Raw genomic sequence first — 26,222 nt, 5'->3', positions numbered from 1 at the left:
CACTGAGCTAATGGCTCATGACCATTTTTATGTACAAAAAAATAATGGCTGGGCTAGCTGGATTCGAACCAGCGCATCACGGAGTCAAAGTCCGTTGCCTTACCGCTTGGCTATAGCCCAACGCGATGAGAAAGAAACGCTGTATTCAATTGCTATTATATCTCAGCAATCAGGGAAGTATACACTTTTCATTTCGGCCAATCATCCTTGAAAGGACGACTGGCCGAAATGGAGTGACCCGTACGGGATTCGAACCCGTGTTACCGCCGTGAAAGGGCGGTGTCTTAACCACTTGACCAACGGGCCGGAAAATAAATGGAGCTTCCAACCGGGCTCGAACCGGTGACCTCTTCCTTACCATGGAAGTGCTCTACCTACTGAGCTATGGAAGCGTAAAAATGGCTCCGCAAGTAGGATTCGAACCTACGACCTACCGGTTAACAGCCGGTTGCTCTACCGCTGAGCTATTGCGGAATGATGAATAACTATATGTCATGCACATCTTCCCAATGTGCTCGTTGCCTCTTCCTCTGCCAGCTAATTCAAGGGAGCGAGATGCGTCGAGGCAACTCGTAGCGAATTCGAAGATGTGAAGCTCGTCGCTGAACTATTGCAGAATAATGAAACATTGCCTAGCAGCGACCTACTCTTGCAGGGGCGCTGGCCCCAACTACCATCGGCGCTGGAGGGCTTAACTTCCGTGTTCGGGATGGGAACGGGTGTTTCCCCTCCGCCATAGCCACTAGGCAATGGTTATCATCTTGGACAGTAATTATTATATCCATCCTGTTGGATTTGTCAACAGGATGTTCATTCCTTCAAAACTAGATAACCGTCGGAAGAAGCCGCTCGCCTGCGCTTTTCGCATTGTCCAGCTCCGGCTCGCCGCCGCTCGGGGTCAAATAACCTTCGCCTTCGGGATGTGAACATCCCTGCAGGCGAAGAACATTTGCCCGTCGCGGCGACCCGCTCGCCTGCGCTTTTCTTTGTCCAGTTCCAGCGCCTAGCTCTCTTCTGCCAAATAACCTTCCCCCTCGGGGTGCAAGCACCCCTGCGGGTGAAGAACATTTGGCTTCGAGAGCTAAACGCGGCGCTTCCACTTTTCTAGGTTAAGCCCTCGATCGATTAGTATCCGTCAGCTCCACGTGTCGCCACGCTTCCACCTCGGACCTATCGACCTCGTCATCTTCGAGGGATCTTACCCGCCTAACGCGGTGGGAAATCTCATCTTGAGGGGGGCTTCACGCTTAGATGCTTTCAGCGCTTATCCCGTCCGCACATAGCTACCCAGCGGTGCCCCTGGCGGGACAACTGGTACACCAGCGGTGCGTCCATCCCGGTCCTCTCGTACTAAGGACAGCTCCTCTCAAATTTCCTCCGCCCGCGACGGATAGGGACCGAACTGTCTCACGACGTTCTGAACCCAGCTCGCGTACCGCTTTAATGGGCGAACAGCCCAACCCTTGGGACCGACTACAGCCCCAGGATGCGATGAGCCGACATCGAGGTGCCAAACCTCCCCGTCGATGTGGACTCTTGGGGGAGATCAGCCTGTTATCCCCGGGGTAGCTTTTATCCGTTGAGCGATGGCCCTTCCATGCGGAACCACCGGATCACTAAGCCCGACTTTCGTCCCTGCTCGACCTGTCCGTCTCGCAGTCAAGCTCCCTTGTGCCTTTGCACTCTCCGAATGATTTCCAACCATTCTGAGGGAACCTTTGGGCGCCTCCGTTACCTTTTGGGAGGCGACCGCCCCAGTCAAACTGCCCACCTGACACTGTCTCCCACCCCGTTAAGGGGTGCGGGTTAGAATTTCAATACCGCCAGGGTGGTATCCCACCGCCGCCTCCACCGAAGCTGGCGCTCCGGCTTCCCAGGCTCCCACCTATCCTGTACAAGCGATACCAAAATTCCATATCAGGCTGCAGTAAAGCTCCACGGGGTCTTTCCGTCCTGTCGCGGGTAACCTGCATCTTCACAGGTAGTATAATTTCACCGGGTCTCTCGTTGAGACAGCGCCCAAGTCGTTACACCTTTCGTGCGGGTCGGAACTTACCCGACAAGGAATTTCGCTACCTTAGGACCGTTATAGTTACGGCCGCCGTTTACTGGGGCTTCGGTTCGCACCTTCGCTTCCGCTAAGCGCTCCCCTTAACCTTCCAGCACCGGGCAGGTGTCAGCCCCTATACGTCGCCTTTCGGCTTCGCAGAGACCTGTGTTTTTGATAAACAGTCGCTTGGGCCTTTTCACTGCGGCTCTTCAGGGCTCTTCACCCCAAAGAGCACCCCTTCTCCCGAAGTTACGGGGTCATTTTGCCGAGTTCCTTAACGAGAGTTCTCCCGCGCGCCTTAGGATTCTCTCCTCGCCTACCTGTGTCGGTTTGCGGTACGGGCACCTCTTCCCTCGCTAGAGGCTTTTCTTGGCAGTGTGAAATCGGGGACTTCCGGATCACTCCGTCGCCGTCACCGCTTGGCCTTATGATCCGCGGATTTGCCTGCGGATCAGCCTCACGGCTTGGACAGGCTCTTCCAGCCGCCTGCTCGCCCTATCCTCCTGCGTCCCCCCATCGCTCAAACGGGAAGAAGGTGGTACAGGAATCTCAACCTGTTGTCCATCACCTACGCCTTTCGGCCTCGGCTTAGGTCCCGACTAACCCTGAGCGGACGAACCTTCCTCAGGAACCCTTAGGCTTTCGGCGCAGAGGATTCTCACCTCTGTTTTCGCTACTCATACCGGCATTCTCACTTCTAAGCGCTCCACCAGTCCTTCCGGTCTGGCTTCTCTGCCCTTAGAACGCTCCCCTACCGATGACCAACGGTCATCCCGCAGCTTCGGCGGCACGTTTAGCCCCGGTACATTTTCGGCGCAGAGTCACTCGACCAGTGAGCTATTACGCACTCTTTAAATGGTGGCTGCTTCTAAGCCAACATCCTGGTTGTCTTTGCAACTCCACATCCTTTTCCACTGAACGTGCACTTCGGGGCCTTAGCTGGCGGTCTGGGCTGTTCCCCTCTCGACCACGGATCTTATCACTCGCAGTCTGACTCCCGGGCATAAGTCATTGGCATTCGGAGTTTGACTGGGTTCGGTAACCCGGTTTGGGCCCCTAGCCCAATCAGTGCTCTACCTCCAAGACTCCTAAACCCGAGGCTAGCCCTAAAGCTATTTCGGGGAGAACCAGCTATCTCCAAGTTCGATTGGCATTTCACCCCTACCCACACCTCATCCCCGCACTTTTCAACGTGCGTGGGTTCGGGCCTCCAGCCGGTGTTACCCGGCCTTCACCCTGGACATGGGTAGATCACCTGGTTTCGGGTCGACGACGACGTACTCACACGCCCTGTTCAGACTCGCTTTCGCTGCGGCTCCGCCTCTCCGGCTTAACCTCGCACGCCATCGTCACTCGCCGGTTCATTCTACAAAAGGCACGCCATCACCCATCAACGGGCTCTGACTACTTGTAGGCACACGGTTTCAGGTTCTCTTTCACTCCCCTCCCGGGGTGCTTTTCACCTTTCCCTCACGGTACTGGTGCACTATCGGTCACTAGGGAGTATTTAGCCTTGGGAGATGGTCCTCCCTGCTTCCGACGGGATTCCTCGTGTCCCGCCGTACTCAGGATCCGCTCGGGAGGGAACGAAGTTTCGACTACAGGGCTCTCACCTTCTCTGGCCGGCCGTTCCAGACCGGTTCGTCTACCCCGTCCCTTTCTTACTCCCATCGTGAGCGGTCCTACAACCCCAAGAGGACACGCCTCTTGGTTTGGGCTGTTCCCGTTTCGCTCGCCGCTACTCAGGGAATCGCGTTTGCTTTCTTCTCCTCCGGGTACTAAGATGTTTCAGTTCCCCGGGTGTGCCCTCCATGCCCTATGGATTCAGGCATGGATACTGCCCCATTACGGACAGTGGGTTCCCCCATTCGGACATCTCCGGATCAACGCTTGCTTACAGCTCCCCGAAGCGTTTCGGCGTTTGCCCCGTCCTTCATCGGCTCCTAGTGCCAAGGCATCCACCGTGCGCCCTTTCCAGCTTAACCTATTGCGCTCTCGGCTTCTTCCTTTGCTTTTCCGGTTATCTAGTTTTCAAGGAACGAAGTTGCTGCCTTGAACCTGCTTCTTCGCTGGTTTGCGTCGAGGAATTCGGCTTCTCCGAATCCGCTTGTAGACGCAGACGCAAACGAGACTACTTCTTGAATTCACTTCTCTGCAGTCTTGTGCCGAGGAATCTTGCTTCCCTGAACCTGCTAGCACACGCAGGCACAGGCGCTTTTGAAGGAACTTTTCATTCCTTCAAAACTGAACGAAGCGACTGCCTTGAGTCTGCTTCCTTGCAGCTTTGCGCCGAGGAATCCAGCTTCTCTGAATTCACTTGTAGACGCAAAGCGACTTCTTTGAACAAACTTCCTTGCGGCTTTGTGCCGAGGAATCTTGCTTCCCTGAACCTGCTAGCACACGCAGGCACAGGCGCTTTTGAAGGAATTTCTCATTCCCTCAAAACCGAACGAAACGAAAGCGCTGTGTATCGACAGTTGGCCATTGCGGCCTCCGCTTTTCGGATTGTCTAGCTCCGGCCGCCATCGGCTCGCGACGCTTCGGTCCTGCTGCGGCGGGCTAAGCCCGCTCGCAGGCCCTCCAGCGCACCTCGCCGATAGGCGGGCGACCTCCGCTTTTCTCCTTAGAAAGGAGGTGATCCAGCCGCACCTTCCGGTACGGCTACCTTGTTACGACTTCACCCCAATCACTTGCCCCACCTTCGGCGGCTGGCTCCCTTGCGGGTTGCCTCACCGACTTCGGGTGTTGCAAGCTCTCGTGGTGTGACGGGCGGTGTGTACAAGGCCCGGGAACGTATTCACCGCGGCATGCTGATCCGCGATTACTAGCGATTCCGGCTTCATGCAGGCGAGTTGCAGCCTGCAATCCGAACTGAGAGCGGCTTTTTGGGATTCGCTCCCCCTCGCGGGTTCGCAGCCCTTTGTACCGCCCATTGTAGCACGTGTGTAGCCCAGGTCATAAGGGGCATGATGATTTGACGTCATCCCCACCTTCCTCCGACTTGTCGCCGGCAGTCCCTCTAGAGTGCCCACCTTCGTGCTGGCAACTAGAGGCGAGGGTTGCGCTCGTTGCGGGACTTAACCCAACATCTCACGACACGAGCTGACGACAACCATGCACCACCTGTCACCCTGTCCCCCCGAAGGGGGAACGCCCAATCTCTTGGGTTGTCAGGGGATGTCAAGACCTGGTAAGGTTCTTCGCGTTGCTTCGAATTAAACCACATGCTCCACCGCTTGTGCGGGCCCCCGTCAATTCCTTTGAGTTTCAGCCTTGCGGCCGTACTCCCCAGGCGGAGTGCTTATCGCGTTAGCTGCAGCACTAAAGGGTGTGACCCCTCTAACACTTAGCACTCATCGTTTACGGCGTGGACTACCAGGGTATCTAATCCTGTTTGCTCCCCACGCTTTCGCGCCTCAGCGTCAGGTGCAGGCCAGAGAGCCGCCTTCGCCACTGGTGTTCCTCCACATCTCTACGCATTTCACCGCTACACGTGGAATTCCGCTCTCCTCTCCTGCCCTCAAGTCCCCCAGTTTCCAATGACCCTCCACGGTTGAGCCGTGGGCTTTCACATCAGACTTAAGGGACCGCCTGCGCGCGCTTTACGCCCAATAATTCCGGACAACGCTCGCCCCCTACGTATTACCGCGGCTGCTGGCACGTAGTTAGCCGGGGCTTTCTCGTGAGGTACCGTCACCGCGCCGCCCTCTTCGAACGGCGCCCCTTCGTCCCTCACAACAGAGCTTTACGACCCGAAGGCCTTCTTCGCTCACGCGGCGTCGCTCCGTCAGGCTTTCGCCCATTGCGGAAGATTCCCTACTGCTGCCTCCCGTAGGAGTCTGGGCCGTGTCTCAGTCCCAGTGTGGCCGGTCACCCTCTCAGGCCGGCTACGCATCGTCGCCTTGGTGAGCCGTTACCTCACCAACTAGCTAATGCGCCGCGGGCCCATCCGCAAGTGACAGCCAAAGGCCGCCTTTCAACCAAAGACCATGCGGTCTTCGGTGTTATCCGGTATTAGCTCCGGTTTCCCGGAGTTATCCCGGTCTTGCGGGCAGGTTGCCCACGTGTTACTCACCCGTCCGCCGCTGACCAAACCAGAGCAAGCTCCGATTTGGTCCGCTCGACTTGCATGTATTAGGCACGCCGCCAGCGTTCGTCCTGAGCCAGGATCAAACTCTCCAAAAGAAAGTTGATTGGCTTTTCGCATTGTCCAACTTCGGCCAAAGCGGCCTCCGCTTTTCGTATTGTCCAGCTTCGGCCCGCCGCCGCTCGGGGTCAAATCACCTTCGCCTTCGGGATTGTAAATCCCTGCAGGCGAAGAACATTTGCCCATCGCGGCGACCCGCGGGCCTCAGCTTTTCTTTCGCGCTTCGTTTCGTTCAGTTTTCAAGGAACGAGACCTCTTCTTGAACTTGCTTCGTTGCAGTCTTGCGTCGAGGAACCCAATTCCCCCGAATTCACTAGAAGACACAGGCGCAAAGTTGCTGCATTGAAACAACTTCTCTGCTGATTTGCAGTCTTGAACTGAAGAATAGTTGAAGCTTCCTATTGCAAACAGCTCTTTTATACTAACATGCCTCTTTTTTCTTGTCAAGATCTTTTCCGTTGCTTTTCGTCACTCACCGCTATCGAACACTCTGTCGGATTAGCGACGATTTTTAATATACCACTTACCAATCAAAAATGCAATATCTTTTTTAAGGGAATTTCAAGAACCGACGCCAGACCGTTCCTTTAGGCTTCCTCCATCTCTTCGACGGTAAGAGGACTGGCAAATAAGTTTCATAACCGCCATGGCTGTCCGCATAAGATGTTATTAGGACAACGATTTTACAATGCAAAAAAGGGGGCCGATGTCATGTTTTACGCGTTGAACGGACGGACGCTGAAAAAAGCTCTCATTATTATCTGCTCCGCCTTTTTCACCGCCGTTGTCTTGTACGCTTATGAAATGAACCGTCCCGTTTTTTCGCTTCCTTCTGGGCCGACGGCGGTATATAAAGTGGACAACGCCCGCAATGAGGTGGCGTTGACGTTCGATATCAGCTGGGGAGATGAGAATGCAGACAAAATTTTGGATGTCTTGAAGCAGCATGGGATTCAAAACGCGACCTTTTTCTTATCCGCCTCATGGGCCGAACGCCATCCAGCCGTGGTGAAGCGGATCAAAGAGGAGGGGCATGAGATTGGCAGTATGGGATATAACTTTGTCAACTATACGGAACTTGAGAACGCCAAAATCCGTCAAGATTTAATGATGGCGAAAAAAGTGTTTGACATGTTGGGAATGAAACAGGTTGAGCTGCTGCGCCCCCCTGGGGGGAACTTCAACAAAAATGTGTTAAAGGTTGCTCAGTCCCTCGGCTACACTGTCGTCCATTGGAGCATTGACTCGAAAGACTGGCTCAACCCTGGGACAGACCAAATTGTTGAGAACGTCACGAGGGACCTGGAACCGGGCGATATCGTGCTCCTTCACGCATCTGATTCGGCAAAACAGACAGCCAAAGCGCTGCCGAAAATTATCGCTTCCATGAAAGAAAACGGCTACAAAAACGTCAACCTCTCCGAGCTGTTGGCGAATGGCGAAGCCGAAAGCCGCGGGATCGAGTGACACGTTCCGACAACGGCCTGCGCCGGTGCGGTTGGATTGCGGCGGCAGACAAGCCGCCAATTGGAATGATTGGCTTTTGGCGAACACGCCGTTTTTTTCGCGGCTGCCATAAGAAAACAGGCGGCGCCTTGCTTTCTTTATTGTTTCGCGCCGCCTGTCAATTTATGCAGTATAAGAAGCTGGTATGCATTGCATACTAATAAAGGAATCAACATCAAATACAGCCAATCACGGTCGTTGATGCGCAACACGGGAAACCATTCAATGACCGTAACGACGACCATAAAGAACAAAGCCGGAACGAACGCCCCTTTGTTCGTCTGTGCGCTCTTGACGTAGGCAACAACGAGACCAACCACCAAAATGAACAATGCGGTCAATAGATACGGAATGATTGAATCGCCCTTGTCCGCAAACGCCATGTAGCGGAAATACACTAAATCGAACAGCACGAACATGATCAAAACAACCTGCACAGCGTTCCATAGCGAACGGAAGATGCCAAGCCCGAACCGGTGGACGGTTAAATAAGCAAAAAACCCCGCCTGACTGATGACGCTGAAAATAAAGCCAACACCGATATGCCATAACAAAACAGCCATAAATTCGACCATTTCCAGGCGCAACAGCAAGCGCCCGAATTCTTCCCAGTTGAAAACAATGCCGACGGCCGCCGTGGCGATGCCGCCGATCAGCAGCGTCGATAAAAATAAACGCACCCATTTGCGGCTGTTCACAGCTTCATCCTCCATCATTTCAGCATAACCCGCTTACCATTTTACCAGCGCCCTTGTGAAAAAGCCAGCTCCGATCTCCCCCATGTATATTTTTTTCGCCAACATTCATATTAAGGGTGAGGGATTTTTGCAGAAAGGAGCTCACTTTCATGAACAAATGCCTACCGCTCCTCTTGCTCAGTTTTCTCGTTCTTGGTTCCTGTGCCCCTCAAGAAATCAGCCCCCCTCCCCCGGATTATGACGAAACGAAAAAGATGGTTGTTGACATTTTAAAAACCGACGAGGGGAAAAAGGCGATTCAAGATATTATGTCGGAAGATCAGATGAAGCAGCAACTAGTCATAGATCAAAAAGCTGTAAAAGAAACGCTGCAACAAATGCTGACATCCGATCAAGGAAAAAAGTTCTGGGAAAGTGCGTTAAAAGACCCGAAATTCGCTGAAAGTTTTGCCAAAGGGCTGCAAGCAGAACATGAAAAAATGATGAAGGCGCTCATGAAAGATCCCGATTACCAGGCGCTGATGATCGATATTTTAAAAGATCCAGAAATGGAAAAAGCCATGGTCGATGTCTTAAAAAGCAAAGAGTTCCGCCAGCATTTGCAAAAGGTGATCACGGAAACGTTGAACAGCCCGCTGTATCAGGCGAAAATTCAAGATATGTTGATGAAAGCAGCTGAAAAGGTTCAGCAAGGCGGAGAAAAACAAGAAGAAGAAGGCGGAGGGGAAGGGGGAGAGGGAGAAGAAAGCACCGGCAACCAACAAGGCGGAGGAGGTTAATCAAGCAAAAAAGCGTCCGTGCGCTGAAAACCGCCAACGCTCTAATCGGCGGTTTCTCGCCATCGGACGCTTTTTGTGAAACCGATTAATATTTCGCAACGATTTTGCGGGCGATATCCATATAAATTTTCCCGATCGGATGATCTTCTGCGTAAACGGACGGAGCGAAGTCGTCGTCGTTCCAATCCGGCTGCTGAAGCGGCAGCTGCCCTAACAGCTCGGTTTGCAGCTCTTTGGCCAGCTTTTCTCCGCCACCCTTGCCGAAGACATACTCCCGCTCTCCTGTTTTCCGGCTCTCGTAGTACGACATATTTTCGATCACGCCGATAATTTCATGTTCGGTGCGCAACGCCATTGCCCCAGCGCGGGCAGCGACAAACGCAGCGGTCGGATGCGGAGTCGTGACGATAATTTCTTTGCACGACGGCAAGAGCGTATGGACGTCCAAGGCGACGTCGCCCGTACCAGGCGGCAAGTCAAGCAGCAAGTAATCCAAGTCTCCCCATTCGACCTCTTTGAAAAAGTTGTTCAACATTTTCCCAAGCATCGGGCCGCGCCAAATGACCGGGGCGTTATCCTCGACGAAAAAGGCCATCGAAATGACTTTTACGCCAAACCGTTCGACCGGGATGATTTTGTCGCCCCTCACCGTCGGGCGCTCGGTGATTCCCATCATGTCCGGAACACTGAACCCGTAAATGTCCGCGTCAATCAACCCGACTTTTTTGCCGAGCCGGGCGAGCGCCACCGCCAAATTGACAGAAACGGTCGACTTGCCGACACCACCTTTGCCGCTAGCAATGGCGATATACGTCGTTTTTTGCTTGTTTTCGCTATATTTCTCCACCACATCGCGCGGCAGTTCGGCGAACCGCAGCCCGACCGTTGCAGCACCCGCATCTTTCAGCTGCTCGACGATCGCCGTTTGCACGCGAAGCTGCTCGGGCGTTCCGGTTTTGGCGAGCGCGATTTTCACGCTGACATGGTTTTTCTCTTCCTTAATTTTGATTTCTTGAATGGCATTCGTCTCTTTAAACGTTTTGTTTAAAAAGGGATCTTTCATCTTTTCAAGAATGGCGCGCACTTCAGTTTCCGTCAACATCGTATTCACCAACCCTTTTGCAAATCAATGGTCATTTCTATGTGTTATCATACCATAAATCGGCAGACGGCCGCCATGTTTGACTTGCTCCCGCACGTCCCCGCGGTTGAAAAAGGGGAATTTCGAATTCCTTTTGGCGAAACAAGGCCGGTCGGCTATCTGTCTCCTCTGTTCCGACCTTAAAAAATCCCCGCTACTCGCGAGGCGTATGTTCATTGGAAAAGTAGCGGAGCACTCCTTTATAAATCGAGGCGGCCAGCTTCGTTTGGTAGCCATCAGACACAAGCAGCTCTCGCTCATCGGGATTCGACAAAAACCCAACCTCGACAAGCGCGCCGGGGATTTTTGCATGCTTGAGCAAATAGACGGTATCAATCATTTTTGCCAGTCGATGGGTGTTCTCCAAATTGCGCCGCAATTCCGCTTGGATAAATCTCGCCAGCCGCTCGTTTTCGATGAAAGACCCGTAATAAAACGTCTGCGCCCCTCGCCAACGCGGCGACGGGATGGCGTTGAGATGGATGCTGATGAAAAGATCGGCATTCGATCGATTGACGAAAGCCGTTCGTTCGAGCAAATCCTCCGTTTTCCGTCGGCTGTAGCCGCGTGTGGACGGGCTGGCCAAGTCCCGATCCGTCTCGCGCGTCATCAGGACGAGCGCCCCTTGCTGCTGCAGATAATCGCGCAGCTTTTTCGCCACGTTGAGCGCGATGTCCTTTTCCACCGCCTCACCACCGACGGCGCCGCCGTCCGGCCCACCATGGCCGGGGTCCAATACGATGATTCTCCCCGATAATGGGAGATTCCATGGTTTTGTTGATGTCAAATCGGAAAATAAAGACGGAAATAGCAAAGTGCTCATAAGGGCGACGGCAGCAAAAGCGACCAGCCACTTCCATTTTTCTTTCATTGTTTCTCCTCCCGCACGTTTCCCTTCTCTATCTTATATGGGACAAGGCGCGGGAATAGAACTCATTCAGCGAAGTTTTAGACGATGCCGTTTTTTGCCCCGCTCAAATCCTTCCGTCCACCAGTTGCCGATATATTGTTCACACGCGTCATACAGCGACTGGCTGAGGAAATCGTTGTCGATATTGCCCCAAAAGCAAAGAAAATCAAACAGCGTATCGATCAAATATTTTTCTTCTTGAGCACATCGACAGCGTACGCTGGCCGCAGGCTCCCCATAATAGCCGAATCGGCTGTAGCGAGCGCCGAGCAAATACGCTTCAATGGCCAGATCAATGCAGCCTTCCTCCACAACGGATGGGAACATCCGATACGCCGTATAAAACGGAACAAAGTGCTCAAGCGCTTTGGTCCGTAATTTCTCAAGCGACAGTTCGCGCAACATGTTCCGTTCATAGCGAAGCTGCTTTTCCTGCCTTTTTTCCGCCAATGAAGTGATGACTGTCATCGTCTTTCACGCTCCTTTACGATGTAGTGTCTAACGATCGCTCACAATCATACGCGCGGGCGAAAAGCAGAAATAAGCAAAAAACCCAGCCAAATCGGCTGGGTTGGAACATCGCGCGATTAACGTTTCGAGAATTGCGGAGCGCGGCGGGCGCCTTTGAGCCCGTATTTTTTGCGTTCTTTAACGCGAGCATCGCGCGTCAGCAAACCGGCCCGTTTCAGCACCGTGCGGAACTCCGGATCGACTTCAAGCAACGCACGGGCGATGCCATGGCGAATCGCACCGGCTTGGCCGGCAAATCCGCCGCCTTGGACATTCACCAAAACGTCGTAGCTGCCAAGCGTTTCGGTCAGTACGAGCGGCTGTTTGACCATTTCGATGAGCGCTTCCGTCGGGATGTACTCGCGAATGTCACGCTTATTGACAATGATGCGGCCATCGCCCGGGACAAGGCGGACACGGGCGACCGAGCTTTTGCGACGACCTGTGCCGTAATATTGTACTTGTGCCAAAATCATACCCTCCCTTATGATTATCCGCGAAGTTCATACACTTCTGGTTTTTGTGCTTGATGCGGATGTTCGCTTCCACGGTAAACGTGCAACTTTTTGAACATTTGCCGGCCGAGGCTGCCTTTTGGAAGCATGCCGCGCACCGCACGTTCGATCATTTGTTCCGGGTAGTTCGTACGCATTTCCAGCGCTGTTCTTACTTTTAAGCCACCCGGATATAAGCTGTGGCGATAGTACAGTTTTTTCGTCAACTTTTTCCCAGTCAGTTCAACTTTGTCCGCATTGATGACGATGACGTGATCTCCGCAGTCAACATGCGGAGTGAACGTCGGTTTATGTTTGCCGCGCAACAGCGCCGCTACTTCGCTGGCTAAGCGGCCTAACGTTTTGCCAGCTGCGTCGACAACGTACCATTTACGCTCTACTTCATTCGGTTTCGCCATATAAGTCGTACGCAATGCAGTTCCCTCCTAAAATAAAAAAATGAACAAACAAATGGTCGTTTATTTCAACACGATTATGGTCCGGGGCTAATCGTGGAAAATACATGCCATATGATATAATAGCTTGCCGGCGCGCCAATGTCAAGAAGATGTTACACAAGGACTCGTTATCTTAAAAAGCCGGGGGAAAACCATCAGCCGTACGCCAATGAGTGGTCCAAACATTCATCCTCATAGTATACGCGCCATAAATACAGCCCTTCGGCCGGCGCGGTTGGACCAGCGAGGCGCCGATCTTTCGCCGCAAGCAACATCGAAATGTCGGCGGGAGAACGCTTCCCTTGGCCGATCTCCAACACCGTGCCAACGATAATGCGCACCATGTTGTACAAAAAGCCGCTGCCGACAAACCGAAACTCGAGCATCGGGCCGTCGGCCTTCACTTCAGCCCGATACATGGTGCGCACCCGGTCTTCGATCGACGTTTTGGCGGAACAAAAGCTTGTAAAATCGTGCGTTCCATGAAGCAAACCAAGCGCCTCGTTCATCGCGCTGATATGAAGCGAATATGGATGCCATGCGCAATAATGGCGGCGAAACACGTCGCGCTCGGCAGCCGTCCATACTTTATAGCGGTATTCTTTCGCTTTCGCCGAAAAACGGGCGTGGAAGTCTGCATCGGCCTCCTGTACAAAGCGAACGACGATATCATCCGGCAGCTGGGCGTTCAACGCCTTTTTCCACTGCTCCGAGGAAAGGGAAAGCGACGTATCAAAGTGGATCACTTGGCCATAGGCATGAACGCCGGCATCCGTCCTTCCCGAAGCCGCCACACGCACTTTTGTCCCTTTATGCATCCGCCGAAGCACTTCCTCAAACTCGCCTTGCACCGTCCGCTTTCCCGGCTGGATTTGGTAGCCGGAAAAGTGGGTGCCATCATAGGCAATGATGCATTTGATCCGTGTTGTCATGGCCTTCCTCCGCTATGATCGTAATAGACAAAGCAATGCAAAAAGCAGCGCCACGGCCGCTAAAAACACGGTGTCCACCGGCTTCCAAGCGAGCTGGCGGAATTTCGTCCGCCCTTCCCCGCCGCGGTAGCCGCGCGCCTCCATGGCTGTCGCCAGCTCATCGGCTCGTTTGAACGAGCTGATAAACAGAGGCACAAGCAGTGAGACAATGGCTTTCATCCGTTCGGAAAAACGGCCGCCAGAAAAATCAACGCCGCGGGCCGCCTGTGCTTTCATAATTTTTTCCGTCTCTTCCATCAACGTTGGAATGAATCGAAGCGAAATGGCCATCATCAAGGCGAGCTCATGGACAGGAACGCGCATCTTTTTGAGCGGCCCAAGCAAGCTTTCGACGCCATCGGTCACTTCAATCGGCGTCGTCGTCAACGTCAACATCGTCGTCATCCATACAAGGAGCAAAAACCTTAGGGAAATAAAGACCCCTTGCTTGATGCCGCCTTCATATACAGAGAGCGCACCGATTTGGTAGATGACGTCTCCTTCTTTCGTCATGAATAGATGCAACAGCAATGTAAACAAAACGACCCATAAAATCGGTTTCAAGCCGCGGGCAATGAACGAAAACGGGATGCGAGACAGCGCTGCAAAGGCAAACGCAAACAGCGACAGCAGTGCATACGTCGCCGCATTGTTCGCCAAAAAGACGATCAGGACGTAAGCAAACACGATCAATAGTTTGGCGCGCGGGTCTAAGCGATGAATGACGGAATGACCAGGCACATATTGGCCGATAATCAAATGATTCGTCATGGACGCTCACCTTTGGCGAACAATTGCTGGATGGCTTCCGCTGTCTGTTCCAACGTCAAGCATGGCGACGGAATGACAACGCCGAACCGCTTTTCGAGCTGCTGTTTCAATTTGACCGTTTCCGGCACACTCAAACCGATGGCAGCCAGTTTGTCAGCGTCTCGAAAGATCTCTTCCGGCGTTCCGTGGCCCCATACCGTTCCTTCATGCATGACGATGATTTCATCGGCGTACCGGGCGGCGTCCTCCATGCTGTGGGTGACGAGGACCGTCGTCAACTGCTTTTCCCGATGGAGGCGATAAAACATCTCCATCATCTCTTTGCGCCCGCGCGGATCAAGGCCCGCGGTCGGTTCATCGAGCACGAGCACTTCTGGTTCAAGCGCGAGCACGCCGGCGATGGCGACGCGCCGCATTTGCCCTCCGCTCAAATCAAACGGCGATTTCGCCAATACGTCTTCACTCAATCCGACGAGCTTAATGAGCTCCCGCGCCTTCCGCTTCGCCTCGTCTTCCGGCACGCCAAAATTGAGCGGGCCAAAACAAATATCTTTCTCCACCGTTTCTTCAAACAACTGGTGCTCCGGGAACTGGAAGACGACCCCGACCTTTTTGCGCAGCGGTTTCAGCTGCTTTGGCCGCTTATGGCTCGTGATCGTCTCTTCGCCGATCTTCACCGCGCCGCTTGTCGGCTGCAGCAACCCGTTTAAATGCTGAAGGAGGGTCGATTTTCCTGAGCCCGTATGCCCAACCACGGCGACGTACGCCCCGCTTCGGATTGCGACATTGACATCATAGAGCGCCCGACGGGCAAGCGGTGAACGGGCGTTGTACACATGCTCTACTTTTTCGAATACAATGTCCATAGCTCCTCGACCAACTCCTCTGTCGTGAAATATCCAGCCCGAAGCGGAATGCCTTGTTCCCGCAAGCGACTGCCCATTTTCACGGCAAACGGCAAATCAAGACCGATGCGCTCGAGCTTGCTTCCGAGCCGAAAGATTTGCTCCGGCGTCCCTTCTGCCATCACTTCGCCTTTGTTCATCACAATGAGGCGGTCCGCCTTCGCCGCCTCTTCCAAATCATGGGTAATTGACAAGACGGTAATGCGCTGCTGGCGGTTCAGGCGGCGCACCGTCTCAAGCACTTCTTCCCTTCCACGCGGGTCAAGCATCGATGTCGCTTCATCCAAAATGATCATATCGGGGCGGAGCGCCAAAATGCCAGCGATGGCGACGCGCTGTTTTTGCCCCCCAGACAACCGGTGCGGCTCATAATGGAGAAACGGCTCCATATGGACTTGGCGAATGGCTTCGCGAATGCGCTCGACCATTTCCAAGCGCGGAATGCCGTTGTTTTCAAGGGCAAAAGCGATGTCGTCTTCCACGGTCGCACCGACAAACTGGTTGTCCGGGTTCTGGAACACAAGGCCAACGCGGCGGCGCACCTCCCAAACGGTTGCGTCGTTCAAAAGGCGTCCAAACAAGCGAATGGCGCCCCGCTCCGGCCGAAGCAAGCCGATCAGCATCCGAGCGATGGTCGATTTGCCGGATCCGTTATGGCCGACGATCGCTAACCACTCCCCGCGCTCGGCCGTGAAGCTGACGTTTTGCACCGCATAGTCGGATTGATTTGGATAGCGAAAGGACACTCCCTCGATCGACAAGATTGGTTCGGCCATGATCGTTTCCCCTTGCTTCGCCGCGTTGCAAACGCAGCCTGCTAAATGATGGTAAACAAAAAAAGGGCATAGATCCAGTTCAAACGAAACTGTCTCGCCCTTGTTGAAATGAAACCGTTACACGAGTTCAATAATGACCATCGGCGCCCCGTCACCGCGGCGAGGACCAAGTTTCATAATGCGCGTATAGCCGCCTTGGCGATCTTGGTAGCGCGGCGCAATGTCGCTGAACAGCTTTTGCAACGCATCCTGGCCGGTTTCGCTGTTGGCGACCTCCTTGCGGATGAATGCCGCTGCTTGGCGGCGGGCATGCAAATCGCCGCGTTTGCCGAGCGTAATCATTTTTTCCATGACCGAGCGCAGTTCTTTCGCCCGCGCTTCCGTCGTTTCAATGCGTTCGTTGATGATTAAGTCTGTTGCCAAGTCGCGAAGCAGTGCTTTTCGTTGCGAAGTCGTGCGTCCTAATTTTCTGTACGACATCAAATGTCCCTCCCTTTTAAAGTGATGTGTTCCTCATGGTGGTCATCATCAAAGCGATATGGTGAAAGTGTGTTTCCGGCTTGCCGGCGGAGGCCGGCACTTAGTCGTCTTTGCGCAGGCTGAGGCCAAGCTCAGCCAGTTTCGCTTTCACTTCCTCAAGCGACTTGCGGCCGAGGTTGCGCACTTTCATCATATCTTCTTCCGTTTTTTGCGTCAGTTCTTGAACAGTGTTGATGCCGGCTCGCTTCAAGCAATTGTAGGAACGAACCGAAAGATCGAGTTCCTCGATCGTCATTTCGAGCACTTTTTCTTTTTGATCATCCTCTTTCTCCACCATGATCTCCGCATTTTGCGCCTCATCCGTCAAGCCGACAAAAATGTTCAGGTGCTCCGTTAAAATTTTCGCTCCAAGGGAAATGGCCTCTTTCGGCCCGATGCTTCCATCCGTCCACACATCAATGGTCAGCTTGTCATAGTCCGTCACTTGGCCGACCCTTGTATTCTCGACTTGATAGGAAACTCGGGAGACCGGCGTATAAATGGAATCGATCGGAATGACGCCGATGGGCTGGTCTTCGCGCTTATTCGCCTCAGCAGGAACATATCCGCGCCCCCGCTTGGCGGTCATGCGCATGCGCAGGCGGCCGCCTTCCGCCAGCGTCGCGATATGAAGGTCCGGGTTTAAAATTTCTACATCGCTGTCGTGAGTGATATCGGCAGCCGTGACAACTCCTTCACCCTGCACATCAATCTCCAACGTTTTCTCTTCGTCTGAATAAATTTTCAACGCTAGTTTTTTGATATTCAAAATGATAGCTGTCACATCTTCCACGACGCCGTCAATCGTTGAAAACTCATGCAAGACGCCGTCGATTTGCACCGATGTTACAGCTGCACCAGGGAGTGAAGACAATAGGATACGACGCAAGGAGTTCCCTAAGGTTGTACCATATCCACGCTCAAGCGGTTCGACGACGAATTTGCCATATTTGGCATCTTCGCTCAGTTCGACCGTTTCAATTTTCGGCTTTTCAATTTCAATCATCGATTATTATACCCTCCTTCAAAACGTCGAGACCCCGATCAAACGGTACACGCCTAACAACATTCCCCCATGAATCTCTCTTTACGCTTGCCTGCCATGGTCTTTATCATATCCCATTATTGACAATGGTGCAAATTCTATACAGGGGCGTTACACGCGGCGACGTTTTGGCGGACGGCATCCATTGTGCGGGATTGGAGTGACGTCTTTGATCGCCGTAATTTCCAACCCGGCTGCTTGCAATGCACGGATCGCTGCCTCGCGGCCAGCCCCCGGACCTTTGACGTTCACTTCGACCGTTTTCATGCCATGCTCCATCGACGCTTTCGCTGCTGCTTCAGCCGCCATTTGCGCCGCAAACGGCGTTGATTTGCGCGAACCTTTAAACCCCAGCGAACCAGCGCTCGCCCAAGCAATGGCGTTGCCATGAACATCCGTAATCGTCACGATCGTGTTGTTGAACGTTGAACGGATATGGGCGATGCCTGTATCAATATTTTTTCTTACCCGGCGTTTACGAGTGTTTGTTCTGCGTGCCATTCGTCAAATGACCTCCTTTGCGTAATTATTTTTTCTTGTTCGCTACCGTGCGGCGCGGACCTTTGCGCGTGCGGGCATTGTTTTTCGTGTTTTGGCCGCGAACCGGCAATCCGCGGCGATGGCGAAGACCACGATAGCAGCCGATCTCCATCAACCGTTTAATATTTAACGATACTTCACGCCGCAAATCGCCTTCCACTTTTAAGCGGCCGACGATTTCACGAATGCGGCCAAGCTCTTCTTCCGTTAAGTCGCGAACGCGTGTGTCTTCCGATACGCCAGCTTCTTTTAAGATTTTTTGTGCTGTCGGTTTGCCGATCCCATAAATGTATGTTAACGAAATGACTACCCGTTTATCACGCGGAATATCGACACCTGCAATGCGTGCCATATGATACACCTCCTTGAAAATTACCCTTGGCGTTGTTTATGCTTCGGATTTTCACAAATGATCATGACTTTGCCGCGTCTGCGAATAACTTTGCACTTTTCGCAAATCGGTTTGACAGATGGTCTTACTTTCATGTTGTTTACCTCCCTAATTGAACGGAGTGCATTCCTTTATTTATATCGATACGTGATCCGTCCACGCGTCAAATCATACGGCGACAGCTCCACCGTCACCCGGTCGCCAGGCAAAATGCGAATGAAATGCATGCGGATCTTGCCGGATACATGAGCCAACACCGTGTGCCCATTTTCTAATTCTACACGAAACATCGCATTTGGCAATGTTTCGATGACGGTGCCTTCCACTTCAATTACATCATCTTTCGCCATCGAGCGGCTCTCCCTCCTTCGAATGAGTAACATTGTGTTGCGCAAAACCGAACGTGATATCCATGATGATCGAGAAGACGTTTACCCCTTCCCACTTATGAAGTGGGAGACTCATTTCCACAATGTGTTAAAATTTCGCAGCCATCTTCTGTAATGACAATCGTATGTTCGAAATGGGCGCACCGTTTTCCATCGGCCGTGACGACGGTCCAATCGTCGGCCAACGTTTTCACGTAACGGCTGCCGGCATTGACCATCGGTTCGATGCACAGCGCCATCCCTGGCCGCAAAATCGGGCCTTTGTTCGGTGGCCCATAATGTGGGATTTGTGGGTCTTCATGTAAGTGTTGACCAATTCCATGCCCGACATACTCGCGAACAACGGAAAAGTGATGCGCTTCGACATACGTTTGAATCGCATGGGAGATGTTCGTTAAACGAGCGCCCGGTTTTGCCTCGGCGAGCCCGACGTACAGCGATTGCTCTGTCACGTCAAGCAACCGTTTCGTCTCGGCGTCAATCTCCCCGACCGGATACGTCCAGGCCGAGTCGGCGTGATAGCCTTCATACTGCGCGCCGACATCGATCGTAATAATATCGCCTTCCCGCAATGCGCGGCCGCTGGGAATCCCGTGCACAAGCTCTTCATTCACCGAGGCGCAAATGCTCCCTGGAAACCCTTGATACCCTTTAAACGACGGAATGGCGCCATGGGAACGAATCACTTCCTCCGCGATGGCGTCCAGTTCCTTTGTTGTGATCCCGGGACGAATGTGCTTTTGCAATTCTTTCAATGTAAGGAAAACGATTTTTCCCGCCTCGCGCATCAAAGCAATTTCCTGCGCGGTTTTGCAACGAATCATCGAGCAAGTCCCCCGAGCACTTCACAAATATCAGCAAACACCTTTTCCATTTCCTGTTCGCCGTTAATGTGGCGCAAATAGCCTTTTTGCTCGTAAAAATCGAGGAGCGGCTTCATTTGTTTCATATTCACCTCAAGCCGATTGGCCACCGTTGCTTCATTATCATCGGGGCGCTGGTACAGATCGCCACCGCATTTATCGCATACGCCCGGTTTCGCCGGCGGATGAAAAACGAGATGGTACGTTGCTCCGCAGTTGCGGCAAATACGTCTGCCGGTCAGGCGCTCCATTAAGACCTCTTGGCGAACGTCGATATGGATGACATAGTCAAGCTTGCGCCCGATTTCCGAAAGCAACCTCTCAAGCGCTTCTGCTTGGGCGACCGTGCGCGGGAATCCATCGAGCAAAAAACCATTTTGGCAATCCTCTTTGCTCAGCCGTTCGCGGACGATGCCGATCGTCACCTCATCCGGCACAAGATCACCGCGGTCCATATACTGCTTTGCCTGCAACCCTAACGGCGTCCCTTCTTTGATCGCCGCTCGAAACATATCTCCCGTTGAAATATGCGGAATTCCGTAAGCCTCGACAATTTTCCCGGCCTGCGTGCCTTTGCCGGCACCCGGCAGCCCCATCAGCACTAAATTCATCCTAACTCCCCCTATCGGCAAGGGACGTCCGTTCTTGCCTTCTTTATTTGATGAATCCACGGTAATGGCGTTTCACCAGCTGGCTCTCAAGCTGCTTCATCGTCTCAAGCGCCACGCCGACGACAATAAGCAAGCTCGTACCGCCGATTCGTGCGGAAGACGGCAAGTTGGCAAAGTTCACAAAGAACACCGGCAGCACAGCGACAACCGCCAAAAAGATTGATCCGACCAGCGTCAGCCGGTATAAAATTCTCGTCACGTACTCTTGTGTGTTTTTCCCAGGGCGAATACCTGGGATGTAGCCGCCTTGTTTTTTCAAGTTGTCCGCCATCTGCTCCGGATTGACTTGAACAAACGCATAAAAGTACGTAAACGCGATGATGAGCACGACGTAAATGATCATCCCAACCGGGTGCGTATAATCAAACGTTCGGCGAATCCACAATGTTACATCATTCGTGCCAAAAAACGATGCAATGGTCGGTGGTGCAATCAAAAACGATACAGCGAAAATGACCGGAATGACTCCCGCTGGGTTCACTTTGAGCGGCAAATGAGTCGAGTGGCCGCCCACCGGGCTTCGGCCCTCAAGCCGCTTTGCGTATTGAATCGGAATTTTCCGGAACGCCTGCTGGATGTAAATGACACCAACGATGACGGCAACGACCGCCAACGCCACAAGCAGGAGCCGGACGATGCGCAAAAACACATCTTCCCCGACATTTTCAAACTGTTGGGCGTAAATTTGGTTCAAGACCGTCGGAATGCCTGAGACAATCCCGGCGAAAATAATGATCGAAATGCCATTGCCCACGCCTTTCGCGGTGATCTGTTCGCCGAGCCACATTAAAAATGCGGTGCCGGCGGTCAAGACAACCGCGATCAACAAATACGTGCCGATGCCCGGATTTCGAATGAGCATCCCGCCAGCCAAGTTGTTAAAGCCGTACGACATGCCGATGGCTTGGATAAACCCGAGCACGACCGTGAAATAGCGGGTAAACTGAGCTAATTTACGCCGGCCTACCTCGCCTTGCTTCGACCACTCCGTAAATTTGGGAACAACGTCCATTTGCAGCAGCTGGACGATAATCGATGCCGTAATATAGGGCATAACCCCCATGGCAAAAATCGAAAAGTTTTGCAGCGCCCCGCCGCCGAAAATGTTCAGGACGCCGAATGCATTCAATTCATCTTGCAGTTTTAACACATCCGCGTTCACGCCCGGAACAGGGATGAACGTTCCAATGCGGAACACGATCAACATAAGAAGAGTGAAAATAATTTTGTTTCGAATATCACTGACGCGCATAAAGTTGGAGATTGTCCGAAACATTAAATCACCTCAGTTTTACCGCCAGCCGCCTCAATGGCCTCTTTCGCCGATGCCGAGAACTTATGCGCTTTGACCGTCAGCTTTTTCTCGATTTGGCCTTTGCCCAAAATTTTCACACCCGATTTCAACTTGCTGATGACGCCCGTCTCAAGAAGCAATTCCGGCGTCACTTCCGTTCCGTCTTCAAAACGATTCAGTTTTTCCAGATTCACAACCGCATACTCTTTCCGATTGATGTTCGTAAATCCTCGTTTCGGCAAACGGCGGAACAGCGGAGTTTGACCGCCTTCAAACCCAAGACGAACTCCTCCACCTGAGCGGGCATTTTGACCTTTTTGACCGCGGCCGGACGTTTTGCCGTTGCCCGAACCGATCCCGCGGCCGACGCGCACAGCTTTCTTTCGGGATCCCGGCGCTGGTTTTAGTTCATGAAGTTTCATGGCAAAGCACCTCCTTATGATTCATTATTCTTCAATTTCTTTGACTTTGACAAGGTGGGCCACTTTGTTGATCATCCCGCGGATCGCAGGATTGTCATTGTGGATGACCGTTTGGTGCATTTTTCGCAGGCCGAGCGTTCTGACGGTAACGCGTTGGTCTTCCGGACGGCCAATCACGCTGCGCGTGAGGGTAATCGCCAGTTTTTTTGCCATGATCGTTCCCTCCTTATCCTAACAGTTCCTCGACTGTTTTGCCGCGCAATCTCGCTACGTCTTCGGCGCGTTTTAATTGTTTCAGCCCATCAAACGTTGCGCGCACCATGTTGATTGGCGTGTTGGAACCGATCGATTTCGACAAGATGTCGCTGATGCCCGCCAGCTCTAATACAGCACGCGCCGGACCCCCAGCGATGACCCCGGTACCTTCGGAAGCGGGTTTCAAAATGATTTCCCCGGCACCGAAATGGCCGATGACTTCATGCGGAATCGTTGTGCCGACGATCGGCACTTCAATTAAGTTTTTCTTCGCATCTTCAATGGCTTTGCGGATCGCTTCTGGAACCTCTTGTGCTTTTCCGGTGCCAAATCCGACATGGCCGTTTTTATCGCCGACGACGACGAGAGCTGAAAAGCGCAGGCGACGTCCGCCTTTCACGACTTTTGCTACACGGTTGACCGCGACTACACGCTCTTCCAATTCAAGTTTGTTTGGATCGATACGACGCATCGTTGTCCCTCCTTTGTAATTAGAATTCCAAGCCGGCTTCGCGGGCGGCGTCTGCCAATGCTTTTACCCGTCCGTGATATAAATACCCGCCACGGTCGAACACGACTTTTTTAATGCCTTTTTCCAACGCACGTTTGGCGACAAGTTCGCCGACTTTTTTCGCTGCCTCAATGTTGTTCGTCGAATCTAAGCCAAACTCTTTGTCCAACGTCGAGGCGCTGACGATCGTTGACGATTTTGTATCATCGATAATTTGCGCGTAAATATGTTTATTGGAACGGAACACGCTCAACCGCGGACGTTCAGCCGTGCCGAAGATTTTTTTGCGGATGCGCGCGTGTCTTTTCTTCCGAACCGCGTTTCGGTCCACTTTCGTGATCATCGAATGTCACTCCTTTCGCTTCGCTATGCCGCGTTATTTACCAGTTTTGCCTTCTTTCAGGCGCACAAGCTCACCTTCGTAGCGGATGCCTTTGCCTTTATACGGCTCTGGCGGACGAACCGCGCGAATGTTGGCGGCCAGTTCGCCGACGCGCTGTTTGTCTGCCCCTTTGACGATGATTTTCGTTTGGGATGGCACTTCAATTTCAAGCCCTTCTTCCGGCTCAATTTCTACCGGATGAGAATAACCGACGCTCAATACAAGCTTTTTCCCTTGTTTCGACGCCCGGTACCCGACACCAACGAGTTCGAGCGCTTTTTCATAACCTTTCGAAACGCCTTCGACCATGTTGGCAAGCAAGCTGCGCGTCGTGCCATGGAGCGCGCGATGATGTTTTTCATCGCTTGGACGCGTAACCGTGATGACATTGCCCTCAACCGTGATCGTCATATCTGGATGGAACGTGCGGGTCAGCTCCCCTTTCGGCCCTTTGACCGTAACCGTGTTGCCGTTGACCGTAACGGTGACACCGGCAGGAATTTCAATTGGTTTTTTGCCGACACGTGACATGTCAAAAACACCTCCATTCTTGAGCAGATAGATTACCAAACGTAGGCGATTACTTCGCCGCCCGTGCCTTTTTGCCGTGCTTCTTTGTCTGTTAAGATGCCCTGCGATGTCGAAAGAATCGCGATCCCTAAGCCGTTCAGGACGCGCGGCACTTCATGGGCTTTGACGTAAACGCGCAACCCCGGTTTGCTGATGCGTTTCAGCCCGGTAATGACACGTTCGTTGTTCGGACCGTATTTCAAGAAGATGCGGAGAATGCCTTGTTTGTTGTCTTCGATATATTCATAATCACGAATAAACCCTTCGCGCTTTAAAATTTCCGCGATTTCCCGCTTGATTTTCGAAGCCGGGACTTCGAGCTTTTCGTGACGCACCATATTCGCATTGCGGATGCGAGTCAGCATATCAGCAATTGGATCTGTCATCACCATTATGTTTTACCTCCTTCCCAATCAATGGGTTGATTACCAGCTGGCTTTTTTGATGCCTGGAAGTTGACCTTTGTATGCGAGCTCACGGAAACAAATACGGCACAATTTGAATTTGCGATAGACCGAGTGCGGGCGGCCGCAGCGCTCGCAACGGGTGTACGCTCTCACTTTAAACTTCGGCGTCCGTTTTTGTTTCGCGATCATCGATTTTTTAGCCACGATTTCGCCTCCCTTGCGTTATGGGATCATTATTTTTGGAATGGCATGCCGAGCAACGCCAGCAGTTCACGAGCTTCTTCATCCGTGTTGGCCGTTGTGACGATCACGATGTCCATGCCGCGCACTTTGTTCACTTTATCGTAGTCAATCTCAGGGAAAATGAGCTGTTCTTTAATGCCGAGCGTATAGTTGCCGCGGCCGTCAAACGACTTTTTCGATACGCCGCGGAAGTCGCGCACGCGCGGAAGCGAGACCGAAATCAACTTATCGAGAAACTCATACATCCGTTCGCCGCGCAGCGTCACTTTCGCACCGATTGGCATCCCTTGACGAAGACGGAAGCCGGCGATCGATTTTTTCGCACGCGTTACCACCGGACGCTGACCGGCGATCAGCGTCAGCTCTTCAACGGCGCTGTCTAATGCTTTCGGGTTTTGCACCGCATCGCCGACACCCATGTTGATGACGATTTTTTCGATTTTTGGCACTTGCATGATCGATTTATAGTTGAACTTGCTCATGAGAGCAGGTACGACTTCGTTTACATACTTCTCTTTCAGGCGGTTCATAAAAGTACCTCCCTTCCTGCGTCACGGTTATTTATCCAAAATCTCGCCGGATTTTTTCGCATAGCGCACTTTTTTGCCATCGACCATTTTGTAGCCGATGCGCGTCGGTTCACCCGTTTTCGGGTCGAGCGGCATGACTTTCGAAACATGGATCGGCGCTTCCTTCTCAATGATGCCGCCTTGCGGGTTCGCTTGCGACGGTTTCGCATGCTTTTTCACAATATTGACGCCCTCGACGATGACGCGGTTTTTCTTCGGAAACGCCGCCAGAATGACGCCTTGCTTGCCTTTGTCTTTGCCGGAGATTACTTGCACTTTATCGCCTTTTTTTACATGCATCGCATTCGCACCTCCTTGAAACGCTGTTCCGTTCCATTAAATAACTTCCGGAGCTAAAGAAATGATTTTCATGAAGTCTTTATCGCGCAATTCACGGGCAACCGGTCCGAAAATCCGCGTGCCGCGCGGGCTTTTGTCATCGCGGATGATGACGCAGGCGTTTTCGTCAAAGCGGATGTACGAACCGTCCGGACGGCGCACCCCGCGTTTCGTACGAACAACAACTGCTTTCACGACTTGACCTTTTTTAACAACGCCACCTGGTGTCGCATCTTTGACCGTCGCCACAACGACGTCGCCGATGTTCGCATAGCGGCGACCCGAGCCTCCGAGCACTTTAATGACAAGCACTTCGCGTGCACCAGAGTTATCAGCTACTTTCAAGCGAGATTCTTGTTGAATCATCGACGAAACCTCCTTTCGGAATTATCTCTCCGAACTAAGTGAAGAACGATTACAGAACAACCGCTTTTTCGATGACTTCCACTAAGCGGAAGCGTTTTGTGGCCGACAGCGGGCGAGTTTCCATAATTTTCACGATATCGCCGACTTTCGCGATGTTATGTTCATCATGCGCCTTATATTTTTTCGAATATTTCACGCGTTTGCCGTACAGCGGATGTTTTTTGTACGTTTCGACCAACACGGTGATCGTTTTGTCCATTTTGTCCGATACAACCCGCCCGACGTACACTTTGCGTTGATTGCGTTGGCTCATTCCACAAACCTCCTCTC

Annotated in this window: 32 protein-coding genes, 4 tRNA genes and 3 rRNA genes; 2 read left to right on the top strand and 37 right to left on the bottom strand. The window is 52.7% G+C overall.

What is annotated here, in order from left to right; translation table 11 throughout:
• Positions 1-45: 45 nt before the first annotated feature.
• The 7 genes from QWV57_RS00885 to QWV57_RS00855 form a co-directional block, all read right to left on the bottom strand.
• Positions 46-120, bottom strand: a tRNA-Gln gene (locus QWV57_RS00885).
• Between the two features lie 114 nt (positions 121-234).
• A tRNA-Glu gene (locus tag QWV57_RS00880) sits at positions 235-306 on the bottom strand.
• Positions 307-316: 10 nt separating this feature from the next.
• Positions 317-392 (bottom strand) — tRNA-Thr (locus QWV57_RS00875).
• A gap of 7 nt (positions 393-399) precedes the next feature.
• A tRNA-Asn gene (locus QWV57_RS00870) sits at positions 400-474 on the bottom strand.
• A gap of 156 nt (positions 475-630) precedes the next feature.
• A 5S ribosomal RNA gene (rrf, locus tag QWV57_RS00865) occupies positions 631-747 on the bottom strand.
• 358 nt (positions 748-1,105) lie between these two features.
• Positions 1,106-4,035, bottom strand: a 23S ribosomal RNA gene (locus QWV57_RS00860).
• A gap of 642 nt (positions 4,036-4,677) precedes the next feature.
• Positions 4,678-6,235 (bottom strand): 16S ribosomal RNA (locus QWV57_RS00855).
• The 16S, 23S and 5S rRNA genes sit together here with 4 tRNA genes alongside, the layout of an rRNA operon.
• 673 nt (positions 6,236-6,908) lie before the next feature.
• Here QWV57_RS00855 and pdaB point away from each other — a divergent pair.
• Positions 6,909-7,664: a polysaccharide deacetylase family sporulation protein PdaB gene (gene pdaB, locus QWV57_RS00850; protein WP_033004638.1), complete on the top strand. Its 756-nt coding sequence runs from the start codon at positions 6,909-6,911 to the stop codon at positions 7,662-7,664.
• 137 nt (positions 7,665-7,801) lie between these two features.
• On the opposite strand, the gene QWV57_RS00845 is transcribed toward pdaB, so the two are convergent.
• Entirely contained in the window at positions 7,802-8,401 is a 600-nt protein-coding gene (locus QWV57_RS00845) for a KinB-signaling pathway activation protein (protein ID WP_013143992.1), read from the bottom strand.
• 149 nt (positions 8,402-8,550) lie between these two features.
• Here QWV57_RS00845 and gerD point away from each other — a divergent pair, with 149 nt between their 5' ends.
• On the top strand, positions 8,551-9,180 hold the full coding sequence (gene gerD, locus QWV57_RS00840; protein WP_013143991.1) for a spore germination lipoprotein GerD: 630 nt from the start codon (positions 8,551-8,553) through the stop codon (positions 9,178-9,180).
• 85 nt (positions 9,181-9,265) lie between these two features.
• On the opposite strand, the gene QWV57_RS00835 is transcribed toward gerD, so the two are convergent.
• The 29 genes from QWV57_RS00835 to rpsQ all read right to left on the bottom strand — a co-directional run bounded on the left by QWV57_RS00835 (position 9,266) and on the right by rpsQ (position 26,205).
• Positions 9,266-10,282, bottom strand: coding sequence for an iron-sulfur carrier protein/transcriptional regulator SalA (locus tag QWV57_RS00835; protein ID WP_011229655.1), 1,017 nt, complete (start codon positions 10,280-10,282; stop codon positions 9,266-9,268).
• A gap of 193 nt (positions 10,283-10,475) precedes the next feature.
• A complete protein-coding gene (gene cwlD, locus QWV57_RS00830; protein ID WP_012820500.1) occupies positions 10,476-11,192 on the bottom strand; it encodes an N-acetylmuramoyl-L-alanine amidase CwlD in 717 nt (238 codons plus the stop codon).
• Between the two features lie 66 nt (positions 11,193-11,258).
• Positions 11,259-11,699 carry a YbaK family protein gene (locus QWV57_RS00825; RefSeq protein ID WP_015373733.1) on the bottom strand — a complete coding sequence of 147 codons (441 nt, stop codon included), beginning with the start codon at positions 11,697-11,699 and terminating at the stop codon, positions 11,259-11,261.
• Between the two features lie 119 nt (positions 11,700-11,818).
• Positions 11,819-12,211 carry a 30S ribosomal protein S9 gene (gene rpsI / locus QWV57_RS00820; RefSeq protein ID WP_011229652.1) on the bottom strand — a complete coding sequence of 131 codons (393 nt, stop codon included), beginning with the start codon at positions 12,209-12,211 and terminating at the stop codon, positions 11,819-11,821.
• Positions 12,212-12,231: 20 nt separating this feature from the next.
• Positions 12,232-12,669, bottom strand: a complete 438-nt coding sequence (rplM, locus tag QWV57_RS00815) for a 50S ribosomal protein L13 (protein ID WP_011229651.1) — start codon at positions 12,667-12,669, stop codon at positions 12,232-12,234.
• 179 nt (positions 12,670-12,848) lie between these two features.
• Positions 12,849-13,625, bottom strand: coding sequence for a tRNA pseudouridine(38-40) synthase TruA (truA, locus tag QWV57_RS00810; protein ID WP_060788516.1), 777 nt, complete (start codon positions 13,623-13,625; stop codon positions 12,849-12,851).
• A 12-nt stretch (positions 13,626-13,637) separates the two neighbouring features.
• Entirely contained in the window at positions 13,638-14,435 is a 798-nt protein-coding gene (locus tag QWV57_RS00805) for an energy-coupling factor transporter transmembrane component T family protein (RefSeq protein ID WP_020754519.1), read from the bottom strand.
• Positions 14,432-15,301, bottom strand: a complete 870-nt coding sequence (locus tag QWV57_RS00800; protein WP_301100179.1) for an energy-coupling factor ABC transporter ATP-binding protein — start codon at positions 15,299-15,301, stop codon at positions 14,432-14,434. Before QWV57_RS00800 ends, QWV57_RS00805 begins: the two co-directional genes overlap by 4 nt.
• Positions 15,277-16,116: an energy-coupling factor ABC transporter ATP-binding protein gene (locus QWV57_RS00795; protein WP_011229647.1), complete on the bottom strand. Its 840-nt coding sequence runs from the start codon at positions 16,114-16,116 to the stop codon at positions 15,277-15,279. The genes QWV57_RS00800 and QWV57_RS00795 overlap by 25 nt, the downstream gene beginning before the upstream one ends.
• 117 nt (positions 16,117-16,233) lie before the next feature.
• Entirely contained in the window at positions 16,234-16,596 is a 363-nt protein-coding gene (gene rplQ / locus QWV57_RS00790; RefSeq protein ID WP_011229646.1) for a 50S ribosomal protein L17, read from the bottom strand.
• A gap of 100 nt (positions 16,597-16,696) precedes the next feature.
• Positions 16,697-17,641 carry a DNA-directed RNA polymerase subunit alpha gene (locus QWV57_RS00785; protein ID WP_011229645.1) on the bottom strand — a complete coding sequence of 315 codons (945 nt, stop codon included), beginning with the start codon at positions 17,639-17,641 and terminating at the stop codon, positions 16,697-16,699.
• Between the two features lie 150 nt (positions 17,642-17,791).
• Positions 17,792-18,181, bottom strand: coding sequence for a 30S ribosomal protein S11 (gene rpsK / locus QWV57_RS00780; RefSeq protein WP_011229644.1), 390 nt, complete (start codon positions 18,179-18,181; stop codon positions 17,792-17,794).
• A 25-nt stretch (positions 18,182-18,206) separates the two neighbouring features.
• Positions 18,207-18,572 carry a 30S ribosomal protein S13 gene (rpsM, locus tag QWV57_RS00775; protein WP_008881920.1) on the bottom strand — a complete coding sequence of 122 codons (366 nt, stop codon included), beginning with the start codon at positions 18,570-18,572 and terminating at the stop codon, positions 18,207-18,209.
• Between the two features lie 20 nt (positions 18,573-18,592).
• Entirely contained in the window at positions 18,593-18,706 is a 114-nt protein-coding gene (rpmJ, locus tag QWV57_RS00770; protein ID WP_011229643.1) for a 50S ribosomal protein L36, read from the bottom strand.
• Between the two features lie 36 nt (positions 18,707-18,742).
• A complete protein-coding gene (infA, locus tag QWV57_RS00765) occupies positions 18,743-18,961 on the bottom strand; it encodes a translation initiation factor IF-1 (protein ID WP_011229642.1) in 219 nt (72 codons plus the stop codon).
• Between the two features lie 95 nt (positions 18,962-19,056).
• Positions 19,057-19,824, bottom strand: a complete 768-nt coding sequence (gene map / locus QWV57_RS00760; protein WP_012820493.1) for a type I methionyl aminopeptidase — start codon at positions 19,822-19,824, stop codon at positions 19,057-19,059.
• On the bottom strand, positions 19,821-20,474 hold the full coding sequence (locus QWV57_RS00755) for an adenylate kinase (RefSeq protein ID WP_014194603.1): 654 nt from the start codon (positions 20,472-20,474) through the stop codon (positions 19,821-19,823). Before QWV57_RS00755 ends, map begins: the two co-directional genes overlap by 4 nt.
• Positions 20,475-20,517: 43 nt before the next feature.
• A complete protein-coding gene (gene secY, locus QWV57_RS00750) occupies positions 20,518-21,810 on the bottom strand; it encodes a preprotein translocase subunit SecY (protein ID WP_011229639.1) in 1,293 nt (430 codons plus the stop codon).
• Positions 21,810-22,250: a 50S ribosomal protein L15 gene (gene rplO / locus QWV57_RS00745; protein ID WP_013143982.1), complete on the bottom strand. Its 441-nt coding sequence runs from the start codon at positions 22,248-22,250 to the stop codon at positions 21,810-21,812. Before rplO ends, secY begins: the two co-directional genes overlap by 1 nt.
• A gap of 24 nt (positions 22,251-22,274) precedes the next feature.
• Entirely contained in the window at positions 22,275-22,463 is a 189-nt protein-coding gene (gene rpmD, locus QWV57_RS00740; protein ID WP_011229637.1) for a 50S ribosomal protein L30, read from the bottom strand.
• Positions 22,464-22,476: 13 nt separating this feature from the next.
• Positions 22,477-22,977: a 30S ribosomal protein S5 gene (rpsE, locus tag QWV57_RS00735; protein WP_011229636.1), complete on the bottom strand. Its 501-nt coding sequence runs from the start codon at positions 22,975-22,977 to the stop codon at positions 22,477-22,479.
• A gap of 19 nt (positions 22,978-22,996) precedes the next feature.
• Positions 22,997-23,359 (bottom strand): 50S ribosomal protein L18, encoded by a 363-nt coding sequence (rplR, locus tag QWV57_RS00730; RefSeq protein WP_011229635.1) that lies wholly within the window; start codon positions 23,357-23,359, stop codon positions 22,997-22,999.
• Positions 23,360-23,392: 33 nt separating this feature from the next.
• A complete protein-coding gene (gene rplF, locus QWV57_RS00725; RefSeq protein WP_011229634.1) occupies positions 23,393-23,929 on the bottom strand; it encodes a 50S ribosomal protein L6 in 537 nt (178 codons plus the stop codon).
• Positions 23,930-23,961: 32 nt separating this feature from the next.
• Entirely contained in the window at positions 23,962-24,360 is a 399-nt protein-coding gene (gene rpsH, locus QWV57_RS00720) for a 30S ribosomal protein S8 (protein ID WP_012820490.1), read from the bottom strand.
• 33 nt (positions 24,361-24,393) lie between these two features.
• On the bottom strand, positions 24,394-24,579 hold the full coding sequence (locus QWV57_RS00715) for a type Z 30S ribosomal protein S14 (RefSeq protein ID WP_003247599.1): 186 nt from the start codon (positions 24,577-24,579) through the stop codon (positions 24,394-24,396).
• Between the two features lie 29 nt (positions 24,580-24,608).
• Positions 24,609-25,148 (bottom strand): 50S ribosomal protein L5, encoded by a 540-nt coding sequence (gene rplE / locus QWV57_RS00710; protein WP_012820489.1) that lies wholly within the window; start codon positions 25,146-25,148, stop codon positions 24,609-24,611.
• A 27-nt stretch (positions 25,149-25,175) separates the two neighbouring features.
• The gene (gene rplX / locus QWV57_RS00705) at positions 25,176-25,487 is read right to left on the bottom strand and encodes a 50S ribosomal protein L24 (protein WP_020754510.1); all 312 of its coding nucleotides are present in this window, start codon (positions 25,485-25,487) and stop codon (positions 25,176-25,178) included.
• A 36-nt stretch (positions 25,488-25,523) separates the two neighbouring features.
• Complete coding sequence (gene rplN / locus QWV57_RS00700) at positions 25,524-25,892, bottom strand: 50S ribosomal protein L14 (protein WP_011229630.1); 369 nt, start codon at positions 25,890-25,892, stop codon at positions 25,524-25,526.
• A gap of 49 nt (positions 25,893-25,941) precedes the next feature.
• A complete protein-coding gene (rpsQ, locus tag QWV57_RS00695; protein ID WP_011229629.1) occupies positions 25,942-26,205 on the bottom strand; it encodes a 30S ribosomal protein S17 in 264 nt (87 codons plus the stop codon).
• Positions 26,206-26,222 lie beyond the last annotated feature (17 nt).

The organism is Geobacillus zalihae (assembly GCF_030414215.1).
In the GTDB taxonomy this organism is placed as follows: domain Bacteria; phylum Bacillota; class Bacilli; order Bacillales; family Anoxybacillaceae; genus Geobacillus; species Geobacillus zalihae.
This window is presented reverse-complemented; position numbering and strand designations above follow the sequence as displayed.